The organism is Gemmatimonadota bacterium (genome assembly GCA_026387915.1).
In the GTDB taxonomy this organism is placed as follows: domain Bacteria; phylum Gemmatimonadota; class Gemmatimonadetes; order Gemmatimonadales; family Gemmatimonadaceae; genus Fen-1231.
Genome location: JAPLKS010000013.1, coordinates 105,373 through 129,176, shown reverse-complemented (window position 1 = coordinate 129,176; position 23,804 = coordinate 105,373). Strand labels below are relative to the sequence as shown.

Sequence of the window (23,804 nt, the reverse complement as noted above, 5' to 3'; positions counted from 1 at the left end):
AGCTCCGAGACGAGAGCGGTGGCTACTGCGCCAAGACCGCGCGAATACGATCGGCGATTGTCTCCGCCGTCGGCACCACCACGTCGAGCAAGTCGGGGTGGTACGGCATCGGCACGTCGGCCACCGCAAATCGATCCACCGGCGCGTCGAGATGCCAGAACGCGTCACGTGCGATCGTCGCGGCGATCTCCGCACCAAAGCCGGCGGTGATGGTGTCTTCGTGCACAATCAAGCAGCGCCCCGTGCGCCGCACGCTGTCGAGGACGGCCTCGCGATCCCACGGTGCGATCGTGCGCAGGTCCAGCAGATCCACGTCGCCCACCGCATCGGCCGCCGCAAGGCACCGCAGCGCCATCGCGCCCCAGCTCACGACGGTGATACCGGTTCCCGAGCGCAGATGATTCGCGCGCCCAAATGGGATGACATAGTGGTCGCCGGGATACCGCGCACTGCCATCGCTGGTCATCAACAACGAACGATGTTCAAAAAAGATGGTGGGATTCCCGCTGCGCATCGCGGCGCGCAGGAGCCCGACCGCATCGGCCGCATTCGACGGCATGGCCACCTGCCAGCCGAGCGCATGGGCCCACGTCACTTCAGCACTCAACGAGTGCCAGGGATCGCCCACATCCTTCCCGAATCCGCCGGGGAGCCGCACCACCATCGGAGCGGCAAACCGATTCGCCGTGCGCCAGCGGAGCGTGCCGCAGTTGTTCAACTGTTCGGTGGCGGGGTCGGCATACTTTCGAAATTGAATTTCTGCCACAGGCATCAGCCCGGCAATCGCCATTCCCACGGCGCGCCCGATAATGCCTTCTTCGGACAAGCTCGTGTCAAAGACACGCCCCTCGCCGAATTGTTTTTGCAGGCCTTCCGTGACGAGATGCACGCCACCCTTGCGGCCCACATCTTCGCCAAACACCGCGACGCGCGGGTTCGCCGCGAGTTCGCTTCGGAGTGTGCGGCGAATGGCCTCAGCGAAACGCACCATGTCGCCTTCGGTCTCCGCGATTTCCGTGGTCGGGAGCGCCGCCCGTGCCGCCGGAGTAATGCCACCGAAGGCCACTGGGTCACCGGGCCGTGCAACCTCTTCGTACACAAAACGCGAAACAGTGGCGGGGTCCGGTGCAGGGCGGGCTCGTGCGGCTTCGACGCCTTCGGCCACTTCGCGCTCCACCACTCCCTCAAGCGCGGTCCATTCCGCGGCGCTCATCACCGCCGGAACGAGATAGTCACGCAAACGGGGCAGCGGATCGCGTGCGGCGTCGGCGGCAATCTCCGCTTCGGAGCGGTAGCCCTTTTGATTGTCCGGTCCCGAATGACTCGAGAGACGCGGCACCGTGAGTCGCACGAGCGCTGGGCCAGCGCCCGACCGTACATGCGCCACGCATTCTTTCAGGAGCGTGGCGGTGCTGTGCGGGTCGCATCCGTCGCCGTTGCGCACGAACAGATTTGCAAACGACGCGAGGTTGGCCGCGATGTTCGCGCCCGGCGTTTGCATGTCGCCCTTGACCGAAATGCCGAGGCCGTTGTCTTCGATATAAAACAGCATCGGCAGTTTGAGCGTCGTCGCCATCGTAAGCGAGGCCCAGAATCCGCTGGTGGCAACCGAGGCGTCGCCACCGAGCGCCGCGGCCACACTTCCCGTGTATGTGGCATCGCCAAGCTGATCACGATGATACGTAATCGCCTGCGCCCAACCGGCGGCGGGGGTGTACTGCGAGCCGACGTCACCCGACATCGGCAGCACCACCGCGCCCTCAAGGTTGGGGAAGTTGCACACCACACCAATGTCGCGGCCGTCGCTGAATCCGCCCGAGCGGCCGAGCGGGCTCGCTAGCGCATCTTCAATCGTGAGGCCGAGGGAGAGGAGGAGCGGGCGCGAACGGTAATACGCGCCCGCCGCATCGTGGCGGTGGTCCAGCAGCGATCCGAGGATCACCTGCGCCACATCGTGGCCGCGTGCCGAAAACTGGTAGAGCACCACGTGCTCGCGGGGCACGTTCGCCCGATTGCGATTCGTGGACTCCTCGAGGTCGTCGCACGCGCGCGACACCAGCACATGGTACGCGATGCGCTTCCAGTCGAAGCCGCCGAGGGGTTTGGCGCGGGAGCGCGGAGTTGATGCCATCCCTAAATCTGGCCGGGCGCAGGGGTGAATGGGAGAGCTGGCGTTCTCTGGCGCGTCGGGCGGCCCAACGCTCGGCTGAACGCGAATCGGCCAGCCTCCGTTCCCCGCGGCGTCCGCGACCTCGTCCTTCCGTATGGTGTGCCAGCCACCTCCGGCATCGTATCTTTAGGGATGGCAACGCGGCCGCCTCCCTCCGCGCCCACAGACCGAGGTCCCTCGATGGCCGACGACAGCATTCTCTATTCCGTAGACTCCGGCGTTGCGACGATTACGCTCAACCGTCCCGACGTCCTCAACAGCTTTACCCTCGCCATGGCGCGCGCCTTGCTCGACGCGCTCGCGCGCGCCGCGGAAGACGCGGCCGTGCGCGCCGTGTTGCTCACCGGCAATGGCCGTGGTTTTTGCGCCGGCCAGGATTTGGCGGAGGTACTCCCCGCCGCTGGTGGGCCGATGCCGGATATTGGCGCCGTGGTGATTGCGGGCTATAACCCGATCATCCGTGCCATTCGCGCGCTCGAAAAGCCCGTCCTTTGCGCGGTGAATGGCGTAGCAGCGGGTGCCGGCGCCAACATGGCCTTTGCCTGTGACATTACCATCGCCGCCGAAGAAGCGAGCTTCGTCGAGAGCTTTGCCAAGCTCGGTCTCATACCGGACACTGGCGGCACCTACTTCATTCCGCGGCTCGTCGGGCACCAACGGGCCACAGGGATGTTCTTTCTCGCCGAAAAGATTCCGGCCGCCAAAGCCAAAGAGTGGGGCCTCATCTGGGACGTGGTGCCGCTCGAGAAGTTGCAGGCCACCACGCACCATCTGGCAGTCACACTCGCTACGCAGGCGACGCGTGGGTTCGGCCTCACCAAGCGTGCGCTCAATCATTCCCTTGGCGCCACCCTCGACGATCAACTCGACTTTGAAGCCAAGTCGATGACCGAGGCGGGGCAGACCAAGGACTACGAAGAGGGCGTGCGCGCCTTTCTCGAAAAACGAAAGCCCTACTACACGGGACAGTGATGACGCTCTCGCAAGACTCCGTCATCGGTGTGGTTGGCGCGGGCGCGATGGGGCAGGGGATCGCCCAGGTCGCGGCCGTGAGTGGCCACCGTGTGATCCTCACCGATACGGCACCGGCCGCCATCGAAAAAGCGCGGGCATCACACCGTGCGTCATTCGATCGCGAGGTCGACAAAGGGCGGCTCACGCGCGCTGCGGCCGACGCAGCCGTGGCGCGACTGCACTATGCCGCCGGTGACGGCGACGTCAACCTTGCCGCGATGGCGGAGTGCGCGCTGGTCATCGAAGCGATCGTCGAAGACGCGTCTGCCAAGCAGCGACTCTTTCGTGCGCTCGAAGCCATCGTCGCTCCCGACTGCGTGCTGGCCACCAATACATCGTCGCTCTCGGTGGGGCTCATCGCCTCAGCCTGCCAAGCCCCGCAGCGCGTGGTGGGGATTCACTTCTTCAATCCCGCGCCCGTGATGCCGCTGGTGGAGGTGGTGCCCGCCATCACGACGGCGGAGCAGGTGACCGCCGAGTCGTGCGCAGTCGTGCGTGGCTGGGGCAAGACGGTCGTCGTGGCGAGCGATACCCCAGGATTTATTGTCAATCGCATTGCGCGACCGTTCTACGGCGAGTCGTTGCGTTTGCTCGAAGAAGGAGTGGCCGATTGCGCCACCATTGACTGGGCGCTCAAGAGCATCGGTGGCTTCAAAATGGGGCCGTTTGAACTCATGGACTTCATTGGCAACGACATCAACTATGCCGTGACCTGTTCAGTGTTCGAAGCCATGTACTACGATCCGCGCTATCGGCCCGCACTCACGCAGCGGCGCCTCGTTGAGGCGGGTCTGCTCGGCAAAAAGAGCGGCCGCGGATACTACGACTATCACGCGGGAGCAGTCGCGCCGAAGCCCCACACCGACGCGGCGCTCGGCCAGCAGATTGTCGATCGTGTGGTAGCGATGCTCATCAACGAAGCCGCCGAGGCGCTGCACCTGCGCGTGGCGACGGCGCAGGACATTGACCTCGCGATGACGAAGGGCGTGAACTATCCACGCGGGTTGCTCGCGTGGGCCGACGAGATTGGCGCGGGCGCCGTGCTCGCTCGACTCGACGCGCTGCGCGCCGAGTACAACGAAGACCGCTACCGCGCGAGTCCGCGCCTGCGCCGCGTTGCGGCCGCCGGCGGGAAGCTCAACGTATGACGGCCATCGATCCGCAGACCCTCGCCGAGCGCGTCGTCATCCAGATGATGGGCAACGACGCCTTCTCGCAATGGCTCGGTATTGAGGTGACGGACGTCGCGCCGGGCTGTGCGACGTGCACGATGGATGTCCGCGCCGAAATGGTGAACGGATTCGGAACCTCGCATGGCGGCGTGGCGTATTCGCTCGCCGACAGCGCGTTTGCATTTGCTACCAACAACTGTGGACGCCTCAGCGTCGCTGTGGATACGACCATGAGTTACCCGGCCGCCGTACGTCCAGGTGATCGGCTCACGGCTGTGGCCGTGCAGGAATCGACCAGTAAGCGCCTCGCGTTCTGCACCGTAACAGTGCGCAATCAACTCGGCGCCGTGGTCGGACATTTTCGCGGAACCGTATATCGCACGCAGGTGGATCACTTTCCCGAGCTCGGCAACACGCTCGGCCTTCCCTCGACTCCCGTATGACTGACGCATTCATCATTGACGGCGTGCGTACGCCGATCGGAAACCTCGGCGGCGCGCTGAGTTCGGTGCGCGCCGACGATCTCGGTGCACACGCCATTCGCACTCTGTTGGCGCGCAACCCTGCGCTCGACCCCGCTCGTATTGCTGATGTGATTATGGGGTGCGCCAATCAGGCCGGCGAAGACAACCGCAACGTGGCGCGCATGGCGTTGCTACTCGCCGGTCTGCCCGTAACGGTGCCCGGCGAAACAGTCAATCGGTTGTGTGCTTCTGGCCTGAGTGCCGTCGCACAAAGCGCGCGCGCCATTCGCTGCGGCGAAGGCGATGTGCTGATTGCCGGCGGTATGGAGTCAATGACACGCGCGCCCTTTGTGCTCAGTAAGGGCACCACACCGTTCGCGCGCGACGTACAGCTGTTCGACACCAGCCTCGGCTGGCGTTTTGTAAATGCAAAGATGAAGGCGCTGCACGGCACCGACTCGATGGGCGAGACCGCGGAGCATGTGGCCGCGCAGTACGGCATCACGCGAGCCGATCAAGATGCCTTCGCGGTGCGGTCACAACAGAAGGCGGCGGCGTCGCGCGCGAGCGGACGATTCGCGATTGAGATTGCGCCGGTGGAAATTCCGCAGAAGAAAGGCGACGCGCTGAAGGTGGAGCACGACGAGTTCTTGCGCCCCGATACGTCGCTGGAAACGCTCGCCAAACTCAAGCCCGCCTTCCGGACGGATGGCCAGGGCTCCGTCACCGCCGGCAACGCCTCTGGGCTCAACGATGGCGCGGCGGCATTGCTGCTCGCCTCGGGTGCTGCGGCACAGGAACTCGGCCTCACGCCGCGCGCTCGTGTCGTGGCAAGCGCGGCGGCCGGCGTAGAACCGCGCATCATGGGCATGGGGCCGGTGCCCGCCACCAAGATTGCACTCCAGCGCGCCGGCCTGACGCTGGCACAGATGGATGTGATTGAACTGAACGAAGCTTTTGCGGCCCAGTCCCTCGCGTGCGTGCGTGAACTTGGAATCGCCGACGATGATCCTCGCGTGAACCCCAACGGCGGCGCCATTGCCCTCGGACATCCGCTCGGCATGAGCGGCGCGCGCCTCGCGCTCACGGCGATGCGCGAACTCGAACGCACCGGCGGTCGCTACGCGCTCTGCACCATGTGCATTGGCGTGGGGCAGGGCTTTGCACTGATCGTGGAGCGCGTCTGATGCCGTCGCGCTGCTCCTCCCGCGCCACGGTCCTCCGATGATCTACGCTTTTGAGGGATTTATTCCCGTGGTGCATGAGTCGGCCTTCGTGCATCCGCAGGCCGCCGTCACGGGCAATGTGATCATTGGCCGCAACGTATACATCGGTCCCGGTGCCGCGATTCGCGGCGACTGGGGCGGCATTGTGATTGCCGACGGCTGCAATGTGCAGGAGAACTGCACCATTCACATGTTCCCCGGCGTGGTCGTGCGGCTCGAAGAGGGTGCGCACATTGGGCATGGGGCGATTGTGCACGGCGCACACATTGGCGCCAACGTGCTCGTCGGTATGAATGCCGTGGTGATGGACAACGCCGACATCGGCGATGGCAGCGTGGTGGGTGCGCTCTGCTTTGTGCCGTCGGAGATGCAGGTGCCCCCGCGCAAAGTCGTGGTGGGGAATCCCGCGAAGATCGTCAAAGACGTCACCGACGAAATGCTCGCGTGGAAAACCAAGGGCACCGCGTTGTATCAGGCGCTTCCAGCCGCGATGCGTGCAGGATGGAGCGCCGCCGAACCACTGCGCGAGGTGCCTGCGAACCGGCCCGCGCAGAGCGCGGTGCACAAAACGTGGGCCGACATCAAAGGCGAGCGCGCATAGCCGAGCGTATGCGGCGTGCGTGAGCAGGGCACAACGCGAAGCGCGCACGACGTGCGCTTCACACACGAGGAGAATCGGTCGTGCAGCAACTCCGGAATTTTGCGGGTGGCGAGTGGGTCGCGGGGACAGGCACGCAGGCGTTGATGCATCACGCCGTCACGGGCGAGGCCATCGCGCAAACATCCAGCGGCGGCGTCGATTTCAAGGCGATGCTCGAGTACGCGCGGACCGTGGGCGGCCCGGCCATGCGGCGGCTCACCTTTCATCAGCGCGCCGCGATGCTCAAAGCACTCGGCAAATATCTCATGGAGCGTAAGGACGCGTTCTACGCGCTGAGCGCCGCTACGGGCGCCACCAAAGCCGATTCGTGGGTGGACATTGAGGGTGGCATCGGCACTCTGTTCGCCTATTCGAGCCGCGGGCGCCGAGAGTTTCCGAATGAGACCTTCTATGTCGATGGCCCCACCGAGCCGTTGAGCAAGGGCGGCACCTTTGTGGCGCGGCACATTTGCGTGCCGCTCGAAGGCGCGGCGGTGCACATCAACGCCTTCAACTTTCCCTGTTGGGGAATGCTCGAGAAACTCGCGCCCACCCTCCTCGCGGGCGTGCCGGCCATTGTGAAGCCCGCCACCGCCACGAGCTACCTCACCGAGGCGATGTTCCGCGAGATCATTGCGTCGGGCATTCTTCCGCCTGGCGCCGTGCAGCTGATTGTGGGAAGCGCGGGGGATCTGCTCCAACATGTGACCGAGCAGGACGCCGTCGCATTTACGGGCTCGGCCGACACCGCGCTCATGTTGCGTACCGGAGCGGCGATTGCCTCCCACTCGGTTCGGTTCAACGCCGAGGCCGATTCGCTCAACTGTTCAATCCTCGGCCCCGATGCGGCGCCGGGAACCGAAGAGTTCGACCTCTTTATCAAGGAAGTGGTGCGCGAGATGACCGGCAAAGCCGGCCAGAAGTGCACTGCCATCCGCCGTTCCATCGTGCCGCGCGGGATGGAAGAAGCGGTCATCAAGGCGCTGGTGGCACGGCTGGAGAAGACGACGATCGGCGATCCGAGCGTCGAGGGGGTGCGGATGGGCCCCTTGGCCAGCAAGGCGCAGGTGCGTGATGTGGGCGCAAATGCCGATCGGATTCGGGCGGCTACCGAGCTGGTTTACGGCGGAGGGGACTTTGCCGTGGTGGGCGCCAACCGGGAGGCCGGAGCCTTCTTTGCCCCGATGCTGATGTTCGCGAATCACCCGCTGCAGACCGCCGAGCCCCATGACGTCGAGGCGTTCGGTCCGGTCAATACGGTGATGCCCTATGACTCCCTCGACGAGGCGGTCGAGTTGGCGAAGCGCGGTAAAGGCTCGCTGTGCGGCTCTTTGTTCACGAGCCAGGGGGAGGTGGCCCGAAAAGTGGTCCTCGGCGTGGCGCCATACCACGGCCGCCTGATGGTGCTCGACCGCACCAGCGCCAAGGAAAGCACGGGACACGGCTCTCCGCTGCCGAATCTGGTGCACGGCGGACCCGGTCGAGCCGGCGGCGGCGAGGAGATGGGCGGCGCGCGCGGGGTGCTGCATTACATGCAGCGGACGGCGGTGCAGGGCTCTCCGCAGCTGTTGGTGGAGGTCACCCGGGAGTGGACGGCAGGGGCCAATCAGGTGGCCGGAAGCGAGCATCCGTTCCGGAAATACTTTGACGATCTGGTGGTCGGCGAGACCCTAAACACCGCCACGCGGACCATTACGCTGGCCGATGTGGAGGCCTTTGCGGCGCTCTCCGGGGACAGGTTTTACGCGCATATGGACGACGCGGCGGCCCGCGCGAACGGGATCTTTGAAGGGCGGGTGGCTCATGGCTACTTCGTTGTTTCGGCCGCCGCGGGGCTCTTTGTAGACCCGGCGCCAGGTCCGGTTCTGGCCAATTATGGGCTCGAAAACCTCCGGTTTGTGAAGCCCGTCTACCCTGGCGACACCATCGGGGTGCGGCTGACGGTGAAGCAAAAGACCGCCAAGGACACGCCGGAGGGAGGGATTCCGCAGGGGGTCGTAGCCTGGGATGTGGAGGTCAGAAACCAGCATCAAGAGCCGGTGGCGCTGTACACGATCCTCACGTTGGTGAAGCGCCGCGGCGGTTGAGCGGGGGGGGGCCTGAAAGTGAATGGCGCGCGGCCGAAGTGGCTGCGCGCCATTTTGTCATATTAAGATCGGAGCCGAACCTTGAGGAGGGAGGGGGACTCAAGGTGGGCGAGTCTGCTGGATTGACGAAGTGGCTGGCCGACAGTGGCGACCATCGGCTGAGAGCGGGGGCCTAAGGGGCTACTTGGGTGCTCAGCCGGCCAACTTCAGGTCGGTGGAAAAGTACCATCAAATATGCCCGAGACGCTGGCCTATCGGAGTTCGAACCGGTAATCCACCTTCCATTGTGAATTGGAATGGATATGCAATATTTTACATTAGCTTCTATGCACTAAGTGTATAAAAAATGCCCAGATAACATATCACATATGATATGAAATCTAGGCTGTATTCACAATGTGGATATTCATTTTGCTACTGCATACGCCCTGCCGCTCTGGCGTTCTGTCTCAAATGATCACAAATCTTGTATTTGTGAAGTACCGTCGGTTCCAAGCTGGTATTGCTGCCAGGTTCAACCCTACTGCTGCTCAGGTCACAGAAGGCCCGTTTGAGGCCTAGCTGCTGGCCTTCCTGCCGTAGCGCTCGTTTCCGCTTCGAGCAATCTAACCCGTCAACTCAAAGACTGCCAAGACGGCTTACCGTCACAGCACTCCATCTTGATTGAGTATCGGCACCTTCGGCCTGAAAGTTGAACGGTTTTTGGGGAAGTTGGGAAAGGTAGTTGTCGCACCAGACACCACACCGCGCGCGCGATCCGGCACGTTCCGCACCGCCGCCGTGACCGTCGCACGGGTTAGTGGCTGGATGATGAAGCAGCCGCCGCCGACCTCCCTCCGTCCGGATGCTCAGGCCTGCGCAATGCTCCACTGCGTCGGGAGGTCGACCGAGAGATCGACACCGGGGATGGGCGCGACGAGCCCCAGCTTCACGGCATAGCCGCCGACGACGATCTTCGGAGGCGAGGGGACGGCCAGCGCTGCGATGCGCTCCACGATACGCACCACGTCATCTCGCTGCTCAGCGAGCGCCATAGAGATCATCACCATCCGGGGCTGACGCCGAGTGATCAGCGCCATCGCTACGTCGAGACGTGTATCCGGCGCGACCACGGTCACGTGGGCGCCCTGACTCGTCAGCCACAGCGCGAGAATCCGAGCGCCGAGCGTGTGGCGATTCCCGGGGGCGTTCATCAGCAGGGCATCCGTCCACCCGTCGGCAAATGGCGCATCCGCGTCTGAAACGTCGGATACGACGGCGATTCGTTCGTACAGCGCGTCGCAGAAGGCCGTGAACCGATGTTCTTCTTCCACCGTCATCGCCGCGCGTTTCCACGCCTCGCCGACCTCATACAACAGTGACGTCACGGTTGCCAGCAGCATATCGACGGACCGGATGCCTGCACCTCTGGCCTCCTCGAGAATGCGTGCGGCGGTGGCAAGGTCTCGGCGCCATCCGGCCTCCATCAGCCGCCCGTGAATGGCCTTGATCACCTCGATTCTCGCGACGTCGCCGTCGGTGAGCCGCTTCGCCAGGGGGGCGCAGGTCGGGCAGATGCCATGCGTGAGATTGAAATCGTCGAAGGGGGCCGCCTCCCCCTGAAAGCGCTGGCAATTTGCGCACCATCTCAGCATGGCGTGGGGCGCTCCGTCTGATCGAGCGCGGTTAGCAAATCATGCACGGCGGCAATCCACTGGATCGAAAAGCGGCTGGCGTCCACGAACCAGTCGCTTGTGGCCGCGAGCGCGTTGGGAATACCGCTCCGCTCATCGACCCAAGCGGCGTGAATGAGTTGGGCCGCGTGTGGGACGGTGTATCCGTCGCTTTGGCGAAGCCGGTCGTCAAACTCGTCGACGAGCGACTGGAGCGCCTGATGGCCGGCCGGCGCCGCACGCTCGGCGGCGAGCGTGGCCAAGAACGGTTCGAACCGCGTCCGCACGTCGAGGTCCTCGGGGAACTCCAGCGCCAACGCCTGCGCGATGGCAGTCAGGTGGGACTCGAGGACCACGGTGGGAATCCCACGACTCGCCAGGACGGTGCGCAGCCACGTGAGGTTCTTCGTGACGGACGGCGTAGGCGTGCGAGCCAGCGCAACCAGCCAGCAGCTATCGCTGTTGGTGAAACGCCGACCCCGGTCGCCGAACCGCTCCGCCAAGTAGGGATGCAGGGCCCACGCGGTCCGGGCGGCGCGCAGCGCCAGCGCGATCTCGCGCGGGTCCTGCGGCATCGCATGATGTCCGGCCTCGAAGTTGATGACCGCCACGTGATGCCGAACGTCCGACGCGTCATACGGCTCGAGCGCCCGATAGATCACCGTCACGAGCTCGAAACACCGCACCGCGGACGCCACGACTTCGGTCGCTTCGTCGTCGGTGAGGTCGAGCCCACGCAGGCGCTCCGTGAACGACGCCCATCGGGCGGGCGTGTCCTCCCCGTAGCATCCGAAGTACGAGAGCCGCTGGTCGGCCACCTCCAAGCAGCGGGCATACGCCTGCTGCAGCGCCCTGCCGCCAGCCTGCGAGCCTTCGAGGACATACAGCGTGCCGATGAGGCTCAATGGGCGATCCGCGTGCGCGAGCACCTCGGCCCCGCAGTCCAGCGCGCCATCAATCGCGGCCGGAATGCTCGGCAGGTCCGCGGCCCCTGCCAAGGCGAGATCGGCCACGAGGAGCGGGACTTTCGGCACGGTGTGCGCGGCCATCGCCGTCACGCGCTGCTCCGACGCCTGCGCGAGCGCTCGTTCGAGGACCGCATGGACGATGCTCAGGCTGCGAAGGAGGCTGAGCACGGCAAGCCCGGAGAGGCGACCGGCCGCGAGCGCCTCGAAGAACGGCAACGCCTCCAACGCCTCATGGAGGTCAGCGGTCTCCGATCTGAGCCGTGTATGTAGATCTGACAATGCGCTCCTCGTTGCTCGACGATTCTTGGACGCGTCCGTCTGCCAGACGCTCGTCAGCCTGATTCCCGTGACTCAAGCATATCACGGGGTGGGGTCGAAGGTCAGGCGCGTGGAGGCGCTCCATCGAGCACCGCGCGCACAGTGGAGGCCAGCTTTGCGTGGGTGAACGGCTTCGCAAGCAGTTGCCCCCGAAGGCCAACCGGATCAAGGCGAGTTCTTTCCCCAGCAGGTTGTTGAAGTCGTGGGCCACGCCGCCGGCCTGTCGGCCCACCGACTCTCCTCACACTGGGGGCGGGCGGGACGGTTGGGGGTGGACTGGACCGGTTGGCGGGTCCGAACAAAAAGAAAGGCCGACGCACTCGGCGCCGGCCCACCCTCAAAAATCCCGCCAGGCTCATCTCCTGGCTTTGGCGGCTCCAGCCGCCCTTAGGCGGACTGCGCCTTCTTGGCCTTCAGCGCGTCCTGAACCCAAGTCAGTGGAATCAAAAAGAGCGGCGTCAGAAAGAGCCCGAGGAGCATGTTGATCCAGATCAACGCCGCGTAAAAGGCGCCCATGCCTAGGCCGGCGATCAGGGTTCCCAGGGGTCCGCCGAAGCTATGCTCCACGAAGACATCCTCGCGCTCAAAGGGCACTTCCAAGTGCCCGCTGGTGGGCTCTCAAGTGACAACGCCCTTATGTTAGCGGAATGGCAACGCGCGCGGAAGCGGGGGGTGAAGGGCCGTCGGACTGGGGGCGAGACGCCGTGGAGTTGGCGGCGGCAGCGCTGCGGCCAGCGCGCTATCTGCTTGCCGTCTCTGGCGGCCGCGACTCCATGGCGCTCATGGCGGCCTGCGCGCGCGTCCGCGACGATGTGTGCGTGGTGGCGACCTTTGACCACGGCACTGGTGCCGAAGCGACGAAAGCCGCGGCGCTCGTCGAGCGTGAGGCGACCCGCCTCGGCTTTCCCGTCGTGAGCGGACAGCTCGACGCCCCCGTCTCGACCGAAGCCGAGTGGCGGGCGGCACGCTGGCGCTTCCTGCGCGGATGGGCACGCGAACTTCGCGCGATCGTCGTGACCGCGCATACTATGGACGACCAACTCGAAACGGTGGTCATGCGCTTGCTACGCGGGGCTGGGGCGCGTGGTCTCGCCGCGATGTACGCGCCGTCCCCGATCTGCCGCCCCCTGCTCGGCGTGTCGCGTGCGACGGTCGCGGCCTACGCCACCGCACAGCAGGTCCCCTTCATTGAGGATCCGTCCAATCAGCGCCGTGCCCACCTGCGGAACCGCGTGCGGCTCGACCTACTGCCCGCCCTGATGGTCGCGCGACCGGAGTTAGGGACGGAGTTGTTGGCCCACAGTCAAGAAGCGGCGGTCTGGCGTGCAGAGGTTGAATCACTGATTGACGGACTCGGAGTGGTTGTGACCGAGCCCGGACGGGTCGTGGTAGCGGCAGTGGCGTTGGAGTCGCTGAGCACGGACCAGTTGGCCGTGCTCTGGCCGGCCATTGCCGGTCGCGTCGGCGTCGCTCTCGACTGGCGTGGAACCGAACGCTTGGCAGCGTTTACCAGTGGAGCGCGCGCGGGCGGCGAGATTCCACTGTCCGGCGGCGCACGCGTTCAGCGGACGGCCACGAGCTTTGTGCTGTCCGCCACCCCGACGGCCGATGCGACTATATTAAGGCAATGATAGAGAACAACGACCCGCGGCTGCTTGGTCGCGAGGTGCTTCGCATCGCCTTTGACGAAGCCTCCATTCAGCGTCGCGTGCATGCGCTCGGTGCCGAGATCACGGCCGCCTACCCGGACGGCGATCTGCTCGTCCTTGGGCTACTCAAGGGCAGTTTTGTCTTTCTGGCGGACTTGGTTCGGCATATTCATCGCCCGCTGCACGTCGATTTTCTCGTCGCGTCGAGCTACGGGGAGGCCACCGTGTCGAGCGGACACGTGAACCTGGTGTACGATCCGGAAACAAAATTGGCGGGCAAACACATTCTATTGGTTGAGGACATCGTCGATTCCGGACGCACGTTGCAGAAACTGATGGATGTGTTGCAGACGCGTGGACCGAAGTCGCTGGAAATCTGTGCGCTGTTGGACAAGCGCATCGCCACGGAGTTGAAGCATCCGGTGAAGTTTGCTGGGTTCGACGCGCCGAGCGAGTTCTTGGTTGGGTACGGCCTCGACCATGCTGAAGATTTCCGCCATTTGCCGTATGTCGCAAGCCTGCGATGACGCAGGAAAAGCCTCCCAATATGCCTCCCAAAACACCGCCCGAAGACAATAACAGTTGGAGCCGTCGCTCCAAATCGCTGGCCTTCTGGATCCTCGTGATTCTGGTGCCGGTTGCGTTCATCGAGTTCTCGAGCGGCCAGCGCGATGCCGCCACGGAAATCGATGACACGCAGTATCAGGTCCAGCTCGCCAAGGACAACATTTCCAAGGTCACGATCATCGCCGGCAAGCAGGTGTTGGGCGACTTCCGCACGCCGGTGACCATCGAACGCCGTCCGGTGTCGAAGTTCACGACGCAGATGGCGATTGCCAACAGCGAAAAAGAAATCGAAAAGCTGCGCGAGAAGAACGTGCAGATTTCGGCGCAGGATGCGCGGCCGTCGATTGGCGGGCTGATTATTAGTTGGCTTCCGGTCGTGCTGCTCATTGCGTTCTGGATCTTCATTTTCCGGCAGATGCAGTCGGGCGGGAACAAGGCGTTTTCGTTTGGCAAATCCAAAGCCAAGCTGCTCGCGGGCGACACGCCGAAGGTGACGTTCGCCGACGTCGCGGGGTGCGATGAGGCGAAGGTTGAGCTGCAGGAAATCATTGAGTTCCTCAAGGATCCGCAGAAGTTCACTAAGCTCGGCGGTCGTTTGCCGAAGGGTGCGCTTCTGGTGGGCCCGCCGGGCACCGGCAAGACGTTGCTCGCGAAGGCGGTGGCGGGTGAAGCCAATCGCCCGTTCTTCTCGATGTCCGGTTCGGACTTCGTGGAAATGTTTGTGGGCGTCGGCGCGAGCCGCGTGCGCGATTTGTTCGAGCAGGGCAAGGCGCATGCGCCGTGCATCATCTTCATTGACGAAATCGACGCCGTGGGCCGTCACCGCGGTGCCGGACTCGGCGGCGGACACGACGAGCGCGAGCAGACGCTCAATCAGTTGCTGGTGGAAATGGACGGCTTTGAGTCGAACGACGGCGTGATTCTCATTGCCGCCACGAATCGGCCCGACGTGCTGGACCCCGCGTTGCTACGTCCGGGCCGTTTTGACCGACAGATTGTGGTGGATGCGCCTGATCTGCGCGGCCGCATTGGCATTCTCAAAGTGCACATGCGCAACAAGCCGGTGGCAGACGATGTCGACATCACCGTACTGGCCAAGGGCACGCCTGGGATGGCCGGTGCGGACCTCGCGAATCTCGTCAACGAAGGCGCGTTGCTCGCAGCGCGACGCAATCACGACAAGATCTACCGCGCCGATCTCGAAGACGCCAAGGATCGTGTGATGCTGGGCGCCGAGCGGAAGTCGCTCGTGATGAAGGAAGAAGAGCGCCGCTTGACGGCGTATCACGAGGGTGGACACGCAGTGTGCGCGATGAAGGTGCTCGGCAACGATCCGCTGCATAAGGTGACGATTGTGCCGCGCGGTCGCGCGCTCGGTCTGGCGTTCACGCTGCCCGAGGATGATCGCGTGAGTGTCACGCGTCAGCAACTCGAGGCGCGATTGGTCATGGCCTACGGTGGGCGTGTGGCCGAAGAGTTGGTGTTCGGCCACGATCGTGTGACCACCGGTGCCGCTGGCGATATTCAGCAGGCCACGGCCATCGCACGCCGCTACGTGAGCCAGTGGGGGTTGAGCGATTCGATTGGCCCAATCCTCGTGGGCGACAACGAAACGGAAGTGTTTTTGGGCCGTGAGTTGAACAGCCGGCGTCAGGTGTCGGAGCGCACGGCGCAGCTGGTGGACGACGAAGTGTCGCGCGTGATTCAGCAGGCCTACTCGCGCGCGAAGGATGTGCTCACGGCCAACCGGCCGTTGCTGGATGCGATTGCTGCGGCGTTGCTCGAGCGGGAGACGCTGGCGCGCGAGGACTTTGACGTGTTGTTGCGCGGGGAGAGCCTGCCGCCGCGGATCGATCCGCCTCCGACGGCTGAGATGGCGCCAGCAATTCCGGCCGCAGTCGAACCGCGCAGGGTGGTGCCGCCGCTGCTCGGTGGCGCGGAGCCGCATCCCGCCTAGGGTGGGTTGAGCCACGGTATTCGAAGTGAACGGGGGGCACGGCTTTGGCCGGTGCTCCCCGTCTCTTTTTGGGGTCCGGAAAAACGGGGCATTGTTCCGCTTCGGCAGGCAAAGAATGGGCTTGCCGAGAGGGGGTAACCCCTGATAATTTCATATGTTATGCCATTTCAGGGGATGGAACGCCGAGTGGCGGAAATTCGGGGCCGGATTGACGCGGCTGTCCTGCGTGGCGGACACGGACAGGTCGTGCGCATGATTGCGGTTACCAAGACGCACGGTGCCGATGCGGTCGACGCAGCGTTTGATGCCGGACTCGCCGATGTGGGTGAGAACAAGGTGCAGGAAGCGCTCGATAAGCAGCCGCTGGTGCAGGCGCGTGCGCGCGAGGCGCGTTGGCATCTTATTGGCCATTTGCAACGCAACAAAGTGAAACACCTCGGTGCGTTTTGGCTGTTGCATGCGCTCGATAGCGCGCGACTGGCCAATGCCGTGCACGAGTTTGGGGTGGCGCGCGGTGCGCCGATGGACGTGTTGATGCAGGTGAATGTGGCGGGCGAGGCGACCAAGGGTGGCTATGAACCGGCGGAACTCGAAGCGGAGGCCGTTCGGCTGATGGGTTTGCCAGGGCTGCGCGTACGCGGTGTGATGACGATGGCGCCCTTTGACGTGGACGAGCGCACGCTGCGCACGGTGTTCAGCGGAGCGCGTGCCGCGCGGGACGTGTTGCGTGGTGCGGGGCATGACGCGGTGGAGTTGTCGATGGGGATGTCTGGGGATTACGAGATCGCCGTGGAAGAAGGCGCCACGATGGTGCGTCTGGGAACCATTCTGTTCGGAGCGAGGGATTGATGAACGACGAAGGCTTTCATCTGACTCCCGTCGATGTGCGGCGTTACGACCTCGGGTCGGCGCTGCGCGGATACGACAAAGCGCGCGTGGACCAACTCCGCGAGCAAGTGTCCGACGAGCTGGAGCGTCTCACGCGGGTGAATCAGGAACTCGAGGCCAAGGCCAAGGGGTTCCACGAACAGTTGCGCGCCTTTCGCGAGCGCGACAAAGCGCTGAACGACGCGCTCATCAGCGCGCAGCAACTGCGTGCGGACACCAAGGATCAGGCGGAGCGTGACGCGCTTTTGACGGTGCGCGAGGCGCAGGCGGAAGGGCAGCGCTTGATCGACGAGGCCAAGGCGGAGGTGCGTCGGTTGTCGGTGGAGATCGATGCGCTGACGAAGTTGCGCCGCACTCACCTGGCGCAGGCGCGCGCGCTGGCGGAGCGACACCTGACCGATTTGCAATCGGCCGAAGCAACTGTCGCGCAGATTCCGGTCGCCGAAAAACCGCGCGACACGTGGCTGGATGCGCCGATCGATGCGCCGGTGCGTGCTCGGCCCAGTGATTCGGCGGATACGGCGAGTGATACGCCCGTCGAGGAAGAGTAGCAACAGCCGTGGCCACCATCGCGCTCGACCTGACCGCCGACCGTGCGGGGCACAGTGCTGCGCACACGGCCGCAGCCGTGGACGCTGCCGTGCACGCGATTCGCGCCCACACGGCGTTCGTGCCGGAGGTGGCGATTGTGCTGGGCACCGGACTCGGCGCCCTCGGCGCGGCGATCACGGTGGAGGCACGTGTGGAGTACGGAGACATTCCCGGATTCCCGTTGTCCACGGTGGAGTCGCACGCGGGTCGTTTGTTGTTTGGGATGCTCGGCGGCAAGCGCGTGGTCGCCATGCAAGGGCGATTCCATCGCTACGAGGGGTACTCGCTGCAGCAGGTGACGTTCCCCGTGCGCGTGTTGCAGGCGCTCGGCGCGCCGACCCTTGTGGTGAGCAACGCCTGTGGTGGTATGCACCCCGACTGGCATGCCGGCGACGTGATGTTGATTGCCGATCACATCAACTTGCTTGGCGATAATCCGTTGATTGGTCCGAATGAAGCGCGGTTCGGTCCGCGCTTTCCGGATATGAGTGATCCGTACGACGCGTCGTTGCGCTCGCTGGCGCGCCGCGTGGCGACGGCGGAAGGGATCACGTTGCGTGAGGGGGTGTACGTCGCGGTGCAGGGGCCAAACCTCGAGACGCGCGCTGAGTATCGTATGCTGCGCGGGTTGGGCGCTGACGTAGTGGGGATGAGTACGGTGCCCGAAGTGATTGTCGCGAAGCACGGCGGGATGCAGGTGCTTGGCTTGTCGATCATTACGGATATGTGTTTGCCTGACGCGTTGGTGCCCGCGACCCTCGATCACATTCTGGCGGTGGCGCGTGGTGCAGAACCGAAATTGACGTCGCTGGTGTGCGGCGTGCTGGAGTTGCTGTGAGCGAACGTCGGTACCAGGTGCTCCCGCCCGATCGGGCGGCGGATGCGGTCGAAACGGAACTCCTCGCGCGCTGGCGTGAGGAGCAGCTCGTGGCGCGCTCGATTGCGGGGCGCCCCGGTGCGCCGGAGTTTGTGTTTTACGACGGACCGCCGACGGCCAACGGCCGTCCCGGCATTCACCACGTGTTCGCACGCACGGTGAAGGATTTGTTTAGTCGTCACCGGGCGATGCTCGGGTATCATGTGCCGCGCAAAGCGGGATGGGATACGCACGGGCTGCCGGTGGAAATCGAAGTTGAAAAAGCGCTTGGCATTAGCGGCAAGCAGGATATTGAACGGATTGGTGTGGAGGAGTTCAATAAGCGCTGCCGCGAAAGTGTCTGGAAATACCGCGAAGAGTGGGAGCGGCTGGTGGAGCGCGTGGGCCATTGGCTCGACTACGAACAGCCGTATGTGACGTACAGCAATCACTACGTGGAGAGCGAGTGGTGGGCGCTGCGCACGTTGCACGACAAGGGACTGTTGGTGCAGGGGCACAAGATTTTGCCGTACTGCCCGCGGTGCGGCACGACGTTGTCGTCGCACGAGGTGGCGCAGGGGTATGAGGATGTTGAGGATCCGTCGGTGTATTTGGCGTTGGATCTGGTGGAACCGCAACCGCGCGTAGAGGGTGATCCGTTGATCGTTAGCGGTTCACCGGCAACGACGGTGCCCAGCGGCAAACCGACGCGTCGGCGCATTGTGGTGTGGACCACCACGCCGTGGACGTTGCCGTCGAACGCCGCGCTCGCGGTGCATCCGGATTTGACGTACGTGGAAGTGAAGAAGAATGGCCGCGATGATTGGACGCTCCTGCTCGCGGAGTCGCGCGCCGGTGCGGTGCTCGGGCAGGAATGGGCGTCGCGCTGGGAAGTGGTCGGTCGCTTTACGGGGCGTGAGCTCGAGGGAACGCGGTATCGCCGTCCGCTCGATTGGCTCCCGTTTGAGGATGGCGCGCACGAAATAATTATCGCCGAAGACTTTGTGTCGGCGGATGACGGCAGTGGCGTGGTGCACATGTCGCCGGCGTTTGGCGCGGATGATTACGCGGCCGGGCAGCGGCGTGGGCTGGCGTTCCTGCAGCCGGTGAATGCGCGCGGTGAATTCCCCGCGGAGATGCCGGTGGTAGGTGGCAAATTTGTGAAGGACGCCGATCCGTTGATTATTGAGGTCCTCAAGGAGCGCGACGTGCTCTGGAAGGCGGCGACGCTCACGCACTCGTATCCGCATTGCTGGCGCTGCCGCACGCCGTTGCTCTACTACGCGCGCGGCTCGTGGTTCATCAAGACGACCGCGTTCCGCGACCGCATGATTGCGCGCAACAAGGCCGTGCACTGGAATCCGCCCGAGGTGGGTGAAGGGCGCTTTGGAAGTTGGCTCGAGAACAATATCGACTGGGCGATTTCGCGCGATCGGTATTGGGGCACGCCGCTCCCGGTCTGGGTCAACGATACCGATGCGACCGAGATCGAAGTGATCGGCAGCTATGCCGAACTCGCGGAGAAGAGTGGGCGCCCGTTGCCGGCCGATTTTGATCCGCACAAGCCGTACATCGATGCCTATACGTGGCCGGCCAAGTCGGGCACCGGAACGATGCGGCGCGTGAGTGAAGTGATTGATGCGTGGTTCGATTCCGGCTCGATGCCGTTTGCGCAGTGGCACTATCCGTTTGAGAATCGCGAGATCGTCGCGGCCCAGTATCCGGCGGACTACATCGCAGAAGGGCTCGATCAGACGCGCGGGTGGTTCTACTCGTTGCTCGCGATTGCCACGGGGCTGGGTGATGCGTTGCCGAACAATGCCGATCCCGTGAAGCCTGGTGATGCCGCCGCGCCGTATAAGGCCGTGGTGGTCAACGATCTCGTGCGCGACGCGAAGGGGCTCAAGATGTCGAAGAGCCGCGGCAACGCGGTGGATCCGTGGAGCGTGATGGAACGCCATGGTGCCGACGCGGTGCGGCTCTTTCTTGTGGCGAGCAGTCAGGTGTGGACGCCGCGCAACTTTGACGAGCAAGTGATTCGCGAAGGGGCGGGACGCTTTTTGCTCACGCTCAAGAACGTGTACAAGTTCTGGGCGGAGCTGGCAAACTTTGGCTGGGCACCGTCGGCGGAAGATCCGCGTCCGGAAGACCGGCCGGCACTCGACCGTTGGGTGCTCTCGCGCTTGGCCGGAGTAGAGGCCGAAGCGAATCGCCAGTTGTTGAACTATGACGCGACCGTGGCGGCGCGCGCGGTGATGACGTTCGTGGATGACGACGTGTCGAAGTGGTATGTGCGCTTGTCGCGCGACCGGTTCTACGACGTCACCTCGCCGGACAACCGTGCCGCGTTCGCGACGCTCCACGAAGTGCTGTCCGTGAGTTGCCGGTTGCTCGCGCCGTTCGCTCCCTTTGTGACCGACTGGATACACCGGGAACTCAACGGGACGTCGGTGCATTTGGCAGATTATGTGCGCCCGTCCCCGTTCCCCGTGAACGCGGCGCTGGACGCGGCGATGAGCGACGTGCGCGCGCTGGCAACGCTCGGGCGCGCGCAGCGCGAATCGGTTGGCATTGGCGTGCGTCAGCCGCTGGGCGAGTTGGTGGTGTTTCCGCTGTTGCGGGACATGCGGTTTGACGATTCGCTCACCGCGCTGCTGGCGGGCGAGCTCAATATCAAGTCGGTGCGCGTGGCGACGGATTTTGCCCAGATCGGCACGGCTGAGGCAAAAGCGGACTTCAAGGTGCTGGGGAAGCGGGCCGGGAAGGACATGAAGGCGGTGGCGGCGGTGATTGAATCGTGGCCGGCGGCGTCGGTGCTCGAGGTCTACTTTGGCGCCTCGGTGAACGTGGCCGTAGACGACCGGACGTACGCCGTGGGGCCGGAGGACGTGAAGGTCACGCTCCGTGGAGTGGCGACCGACGGCCGCTGGGCGGTAGCGCTCGACACGACTATCACGCCGGCGTTGCGGACGGAAGGGATGGCCCGGGAAATCGTGAGCCGGGTACAAAGATTGCGGAAAGAAACAGGGTTGGCGGTGAGTGACCGCATCCGGTTGCAGGTGGCAGGGCCCGCGGAGGTGCAGGCGGCAGTTGAGGCGTACCGAGTCTGGATTTCTGGGGAAGTGTTGGCCCGCGAGCTCGTGGTGCTGGATGCGATCGCGGAAAACGTTGGCGCCGTGCCCGTCGAGCTCGACGGCGCGACGGCATTCATAGCTCTTACGAGGGAAGGCTGACGATGGCTGGAGCCACTGGCGGTGAGAAGAAGTTCAAGCCGATGCCGAAGAAGCAGCTCAACTACTTCGAGAAGCGGTTGCTGGACGAACGCAAGCGCGTCCTGAAGGAGCTGGGGCACTTCGACGAAACGTTTGGTTCGACGCCGCAGGGCGCCGATGGCGATCTCTCGTCCTACTCGTTCCATATGGCGGATCAGGGCACCGATGCCATGGAACGCGAAAAGGCCTTTCTTTTTGCGTCGAAGGAAGGACGATTCCTCTGGCACGTGGATCAGGCGCTGCGTCGTCTCTACCGCAAGCCCGACGAATTCGGCATGTGCCACCAGTGCCGTGGCGAGATTGCGTTTGACCGGCTCGATGCGTTGCCGCATGCGCGGTTTTGTTTTGAGTGCAAACAACGTGAGGAAGATGCCAAGAAGTAGTCGTCACGCCCCGCTGTTCTGGGGCGTCGGGGGGGCCGTGTTGGTGACGGACCTCCTCACGAAAGACGCGGCGGCGGCGCGTTTGCTGCCACCGTATCTGCCGCACGACGTGTGGGGCAGCGTGGTGCGACTGACGCTGGTCTACAACCCCGGTGCAGCCTTTGGGCTGCATGTGGGGGCACAGTCGCGCTGGATTTTCAGCGCGCTGGCGTTGGGCGCGCTGCTGGTGTTGTGGCGGATGTTTCGCGCGACACGCGCAGACGATCTCCGGCGCGTAGTGGCGTTGGGGCTCGTGTGTGGCGGCGCGGTGGGAAACCTCGTCGATCGCATGCGGTCGGTGCGAGGCGTGGTGGATTTTATCGATATCGGCATTGGTGGGTCGCGTTGGCCGACCTTCAATGTCGCCGACATCGCCGTGACGTGCGGCGCCATCCTGTTGGCGGCGGTGTTGTGGCGTGAGGACGCTGCGGTGCCGGCGCAGGAGCCCGTTCATGGACACGACACACCAGTTATCAGTTGACGAAGATGCCGGCACACGCCTCGATGTTCTGGTGGCGCGCCGGCTCGACATTTCTCGCACCATGGCCGCGACGCTGATCGCGACGGGGAAAGTGTTCGTCAATGACGGAGCACAAAAAGCGAGCTATCGCACCGAAACCGGTGACGCGATCTCGGCGACGGTGACCACGACCACGGAACGACCGGTGGTGGGCGAAGACATTCCGCTTCACATTATTTTTGAAGACGACGAACTGCTGGTGGTGGATAAGCCAGCGGGGATGGTGGTGCATCCGGCGCCGGGAAACTGGACCGGCACGCTGGTGAACGCGCTCATGGGGCGCGGGCAGGGATTGGCGGAAGGGGGCGGCGAAGAGCGCGCCGGGCTCGTGCACCGGCTCGATAAGGACACGAGCGGGCTGCTCGTGGTCGCGAAAACTGACCGCTCGCATCGCATTCTCTCCAAGGCGATTTCGGAGCGGCGGGTCTCGCGCCGCTATGCCGTGATGTGCTGGGGCCACCTGGACGGCGACAGCTTGACGGTGGACCGACCGATTGGGCGCGACCCGAATGACCGCACCAAGATGGCGATCGCGCTCGCGGGCCGTGATGCGCGCACCGATTTCGTGCGGCTGGCGCGGTTTCAGTCGTGTGATTTTCTGCGCGCGCATCTGCACAGCGGGCGCACGCACCAGATTCGCGTGCATCTGACGTCGGTGGGCCACCCTGTGGTGGGGGACGATACGTACGGGGGAGGCGGAGCGCGTCGGCTCGTGGAGCTGCCGGCCAAGCGCCATTTTCTGCACGCCGCCTGGCTCGTGTTCAAGCACCCGGTCACCGGGGAGGCGATGGACTTTCGGTCGTCGCTCCCGGCCGATTTACGGACGTCGTTGGGGGCCATCTCCGAGATGCCGGAGTTAATTGCCCACCCCGATCCCTTGGAGTACCTTGGCTTCTATAGAGTCGACGGCTGATCTGGACGTCAAACGCCTGCTGCTTTTTCGGGCAGCGGGGCGGTTGTGCGCCTGTGATTTGTCGGTGGTGCGGGAGATTGTGGGCGCGCGCGTTGCAACGCGTTTGCCTGGCGCACCGGCATGGGTGATGGGGCTGATCAACGTGCGAGGCACGTTGTTGACGGTGATGGATCTCGCGGTCCGATTTGGCGCGCCGCGCTCGGTCGACGGCGTCGGGTCGGTGATCGTCGTGGAGGGTGGCGGCAAGCGCTTTGGGCTGCGGGTGGATTCCGTGCGCGATGTGCGTGCGGTGGCCGATACGGCGCTGGAGCCGGTGGATGCGCTCCGCAATGCGGACGGAGTGGTGCGGGCGCTCGTGCCGGTTGGAGTGGTGGGTGACGAGAGCGCGCTGGTGTGTGACATGGACGCGATTGCCCGCGAAGCGCTCGCGGGCTAGCGCGAAACTCCACAAACGGGTG

21 protein-coding genes are annotated in these 23,804 nt (G+C 64.3%); 17 read left to right on the top strand and 4 right to left on the bottom strand.

Annotation, left to right across the window (positions count from 1 at the left end; all coding sequences use genetic code 11):
• Nucleotides 1–22: 22 nt before the first annotated feature.
• Complete coding sequence (locus tag NTZ43_07535; protein MCX5767057.1) at nt 23–2,131, bottom strand: thiamine pyrophosphate-dependent enzyme; 2,109 nt, start codon at nt 2,129–2,131, stop codon at nt 23–25.
• 219 nt (nt 2,132–2,350) lie between these two features.
• Here NTZ43_07535 and paaG point away from each other — a divergent pair, with 219 nt between their 5' ends.
• The 6 genes from paaG (at nt 2,351) to paaZ (ending at nt 8,773) form a co-directional block, all read left to right on the top strand.
• Nucleotides 2,351–3,142: a 2-(1,2-epoxy-1,2-dihydrophenyl)acetyl-CoA isomerase PaaG gene (gene paaG, locus NTZ43_07530; GenBank protein ID MCX5767056.1), complete on the top strand. Its 792-nt coding sequence runs from the start codon at nt 2,351–2,353 to the stop codon at nt 3,140–3,142.
• Nucleotides 3,142–4,332, top strand: coding sequence for a 3-hydroxyacyl-CoA dehydrogenase NAD-binding domain-containing protein (locus NTZ43_07525; GenBank protein ID MCX5767055.1), 1,191 nt, complete (start codon nt 3,142–3,144; stop codon nt 4,330–4,332). Before paaG ends, NTZ43_07525 begins: the two co-directional genes overlap by 1 nt.
• Complete coding sequence (locus NTZ43_07520) at nt 4,329–4,799, top strand: hotdog fold thioesterase (protein MCX5767054.1); 471 nt, start codon at nt 4,329–4,331, stop codon at nt 4,797–4,799. Before NTZ43_07525 ends, NTZ43_07520 begins: the two co-directional genes overlap by 4 nt.
• A complete protein-coding gene (gene pcaF / locus NTZ43_07515; GenBank protein MCX5767053.1) occupies nt 4,796–6,007 on the top strand; it encodes a 3-oxoadipyl-CoA thiolase in 1,212 nt (403 codons plus the stop codon). The genes NTZ43_07520 and pcaF overlap by 4 nt, the downstream gene beginning before the upstream one ends.
• Before the next feature lie 37 nt (nt 6,008–6,044).
• Complete coding sequence (locus NTZ43_07510) at nt 6,045–6,647, top strand: transferase hexapeptide repeat family protein (GenBank protein MCX5767052.1); 603 nt, start codon at nt 6,045–6,047, stop codon at nt 6,645–6,647.
• 80 nt (nt 6,648–6,727) lie between these two features.
• A complete protein-coding gene (paaZ, locus tag NTZ43_07505; GenBank protein ID MCX5767051.1) occupies nt 6,728–8,773 on the top strand; it encodes a phenylacetic acid degradation bifunctional protein PaaZ in 2,046 nt (681 codons plus the stop codon).
• 848 nt (nt 8,774–9,621) lie between these two features.
• Here paaZ and NTZ43_07500 read toward each other — a convergent pair.
• The 3 genes from NTZ43_07500 to NTZ43_07490 form a co-directional block, all read right to left on the bottom strand.
• Complete coding sequence (locus tag NTZ43_07500; GenBank protein MCX5767050.1) at nt 9,622–10,407, bottom strand: cobalamin-dependent protein; 786 nt, start codon at nt 10,405–10,407, stop codon at nt 9,622–9,624.
• On the bottom strand, nt 10,401–11,672 hold the full coding sequence (locus NTZ43_07495) for a biliverdin-producing heme oxygenase (GenBank protein MCX5767049.1): 1,272 nt from the start codon (nt 11,670–11,672) through the stop codon (nt 10,401–10,403). The genes NTZ43_07500 and NTZ43_07495 overlap by 7 nt, the downstream gene beginning before the upstream one ends.
• Before the next feature lie 426 nt (nt 11,673–12,098).
• Nucleotides 12,099–12,311: a hypothetical protein gene (locus NTZ43_07490; GenBank protein MCX5767048.1), complete on the bottom strand. Its 213-nt coding sequence runs from the start codon at nt 12,309–12,311 to the stop codon at nt 12,099–12,101.
• A 47-nt stretch (nt 12,312–12,358) separates the two neighbouring features.
• On the opposite strand from NTZ43_07490, the gene tilS reads away from it, so the two are divergent.
• From tilS to NTZ43_07435, 11 genes are all read left to right on the top strand, one after another.
• Nucleotides 12,359–13,342, top strand: coding sequence for a tRNA lysidine(34) synthetase TilS (gene tilS, locus NTZ43_07485; protein ID MCX5767047.1), 984 nt, complete (start codon nt 12,359–12,361; stop codon nt 13,340–13,342).
• A complete protein-coding gene (gene hpt, locus NTZ43_07480; GenBank protein ID MCX5767046.1) occupies nt 13,339–13,887 on the top strand; it encodes a hypoxanthine phosphoribosyltransferase in 549 nt (182 codons plus the stop codon). The genes tilS and hpt overlap by 4 nt, the downstream gene beginning before the upstream one ends.
• 20 nt (nt 13,888–13,907) lie before the next feature.
• Nucleotides 13,908–15,884 carry an ATP-dependent zinc metalloprotease FtsH gene (ftsH, locus tag NTZ43_07475; protein ID MCX5767045.1) on the top strand — a complete coding sequence of 659 codons (1,977 nt, stop codon included), beginning with the start codon at nt 13,908–13,910 and terminating at the stop codon, nt 15,882–15,884.
• A 186-nt stretch (nt 15,885–16,070) separates the two neighbouring features.
• Complete coding sequence (locus NTZ43_07470; GenBank protein MCX5767044.1) at nt 16,071–16,733, top strand: YggS family pyridoxal phosphate-dependent enzyme; 663 nt, start codon at nt 16,071–16,073, stop codon at nt 16,731–16,733.
• The gene (locus NTZ43_07465; protein MCX5767043.1) at nt 16,733–17,323 is read left to right on the top strand and encodes a DivIVA domain-containing protein; all 591 of its coding nucleotides are present in this window, start codon (nt 16,733–16,735) and stop codon (nt 17,321–17,323) included. The genes NTZ43_07470 and NTZ43_07465 overlap by 1 nt, the downstream gene beginning before the upstream one ends.
• 77 nt (nt 17,324–17,400) lie before the next feature.
• Nucleotides 17,401–18,201 (top strand): purine-nucleoside phosphorylase, encoded by an 801-nt coding sequence (locus NTZ43_07460; GenBank protein MCX5767042.1) that lies wholly within the window; start codon nt 17,401–17,403, stop codon nt 18,199–18,201.
• The gene (gene ileS / locus NTZ43_07455) at nt 18,198–21,452 is read left to right on the top strand and encodes an isoleucine--tRNA ligase (GenBank protein MCX5767041.1); all 3,255 of its coding nucleotides are present in this window, start codon (nt 18,198–18,200) and stop codon (nt 21,450–21,452) included. The genes NTZ43_07460 and ileS overlap by 4 nt, the downstream gene beginning before the upstream one ends.
• 2 nt (nt 21,453–21,454) lie before the next feature.
• Nucleotides 21,455–21,874: a TraR/DksA C4-type zinc finger protein gene (locus NTZ43_07450; GenBank protein MCX5767040.1), complete on the top strand. Its 420-nt coding sequence runs from the start codon at nt 21,455–21,457 to the stop codon at nt 21,872–21,874.
• A complete protein-coding gene (lspA, locus tag NTZ43_07445) occupies nt 21,861–22,394 on the top strand; it encodes a signal peptidase II (GenBank protein ID MCX5767039.1) in 534 nt (177 codons plus the stop codon). Before NTZ43_07450 ends, lspA begins: the two co-directional genes overlap by 14 nt.
• Nucleotides 22,366–23,346: an RluA family pseudouridine synthase gene (locus tag NTZ43_07440; protein ID MCX5767038.1), complete on the top strand. Its 981-nt coding sequence runs from the start codon at nt 22,366–22,368 to the stop codon at nt 23,344–23,346. The genes lspA and NTZ43_07440 overlap by 29 nt, the downstream gene beginning before the upstream one ends.
• Nucleotides 23,321–23,782, top strand: a complete 462-nt coding sequence (locus NTZ43_07435; GenBank protein ID MCX5767037.1) for a chemotaxis protein CheW — start codon at nt 23,321–23,323, stop codon at nt 23,780–23,782. The genes NTZ43_07440 and NTZ43_07435 overlap by 26 nt, the downstream gene beginning before the upstream one ends.
• Nucleotides 23,783–23,804: the final 22 nt, after the last annotated feature.

Coding starts and splice junctions, on each gene's coding strand:
- NTZ43_07535 (MCX5767057.1), bottom strand. CDS start 2,131: ATGGCATCAACTCCGCGCTCCCGCGCCAAACCCCTCGGCGGCTTCGAC.
- NTZ43_07465 (MCX5767043.1), top strand. CDS start 16,733: ATGAACGACGAAGGCTTTCATCTGACTCCCGTCGATGTGCGGCGTTAC.
- NTZ43_07520 (MCX5767054.1), top strand. CDS start 4,329: ATGACGGCCATCGATCCGCAGACCCTCGCCGAGCGCGTCGTCATCCAG.
- NTZ43_07525 (MCX5767055.1), top strand. CDS start 3,142: ATGACGCTCTCGCAAGACTCCGTCATCGGTGTGGTTGGCGCGGGCGCG.
- NTZ43_07450 (MCX5767040.1), top strand. CDS start 21,455: ATGGCTGGAGCCACTGGCGGTGAGAAGAAGTTCAAGCCGATGCCGAAG.
- pcaF (MCX5767053.1), top strand. CDS start 4,796: ATGACTGACGCATTCATCATTGACGGCGTGCGTACGCCGATCGGAAAC.
- NTZ43_07510 (MCX5767052.1), top strand. CDS start 6,045: ATGATCTACGCTTTTGAGGGATTTATTCCCGTGGTGCATGAGTCGGCC.
- paaG (MCX5767056.1), top strand. CDS start 2,351: ATGGCCGACGACAGCATTCTCTATTCCGTAGACTCCGGCGTTGCGACG.
- lspA (MCX5767039.1), top strand. CDS start 21,861: ATGCCAAGAAGTAGTCGTCACGCCCCGCTGTTCTGGGGCGTCGGGGGG.
- NTZ43_07440 (MCX5767038.1), top strand. CDS start 22,366: ATGGACACGACACACCAGTTATCAGTTGACGAAGATGCCGGCACACGC.
- NTZ43_07500 (MCX5767050.1), bottom strand. CDS start 10,407: ATGCTGAGATGGTGCGCAAATTGCCAGCGCTTTCAGGGGGAGGCGGCC.
- tilS (MCX5767047.1), top strand. CDS start 12,359: ATGGCAACGCGCGCGGAAGCGGGGGGTGAAGGGCCGTCGGACTGGGGG.
- ftsH (MCX5767045.1), top strand. CDS start 13,908: ATGCCTCCCAAAACACCGCCCGAAGACAATAACAGTTGGAGCCGTCGC.
- hpt (MCX5767046.1), top strand. CDS start 13,339: ATGATAGAGAACAACGACCCGCGGCTGCTTGGTCGCGAGGTGCTTCGC.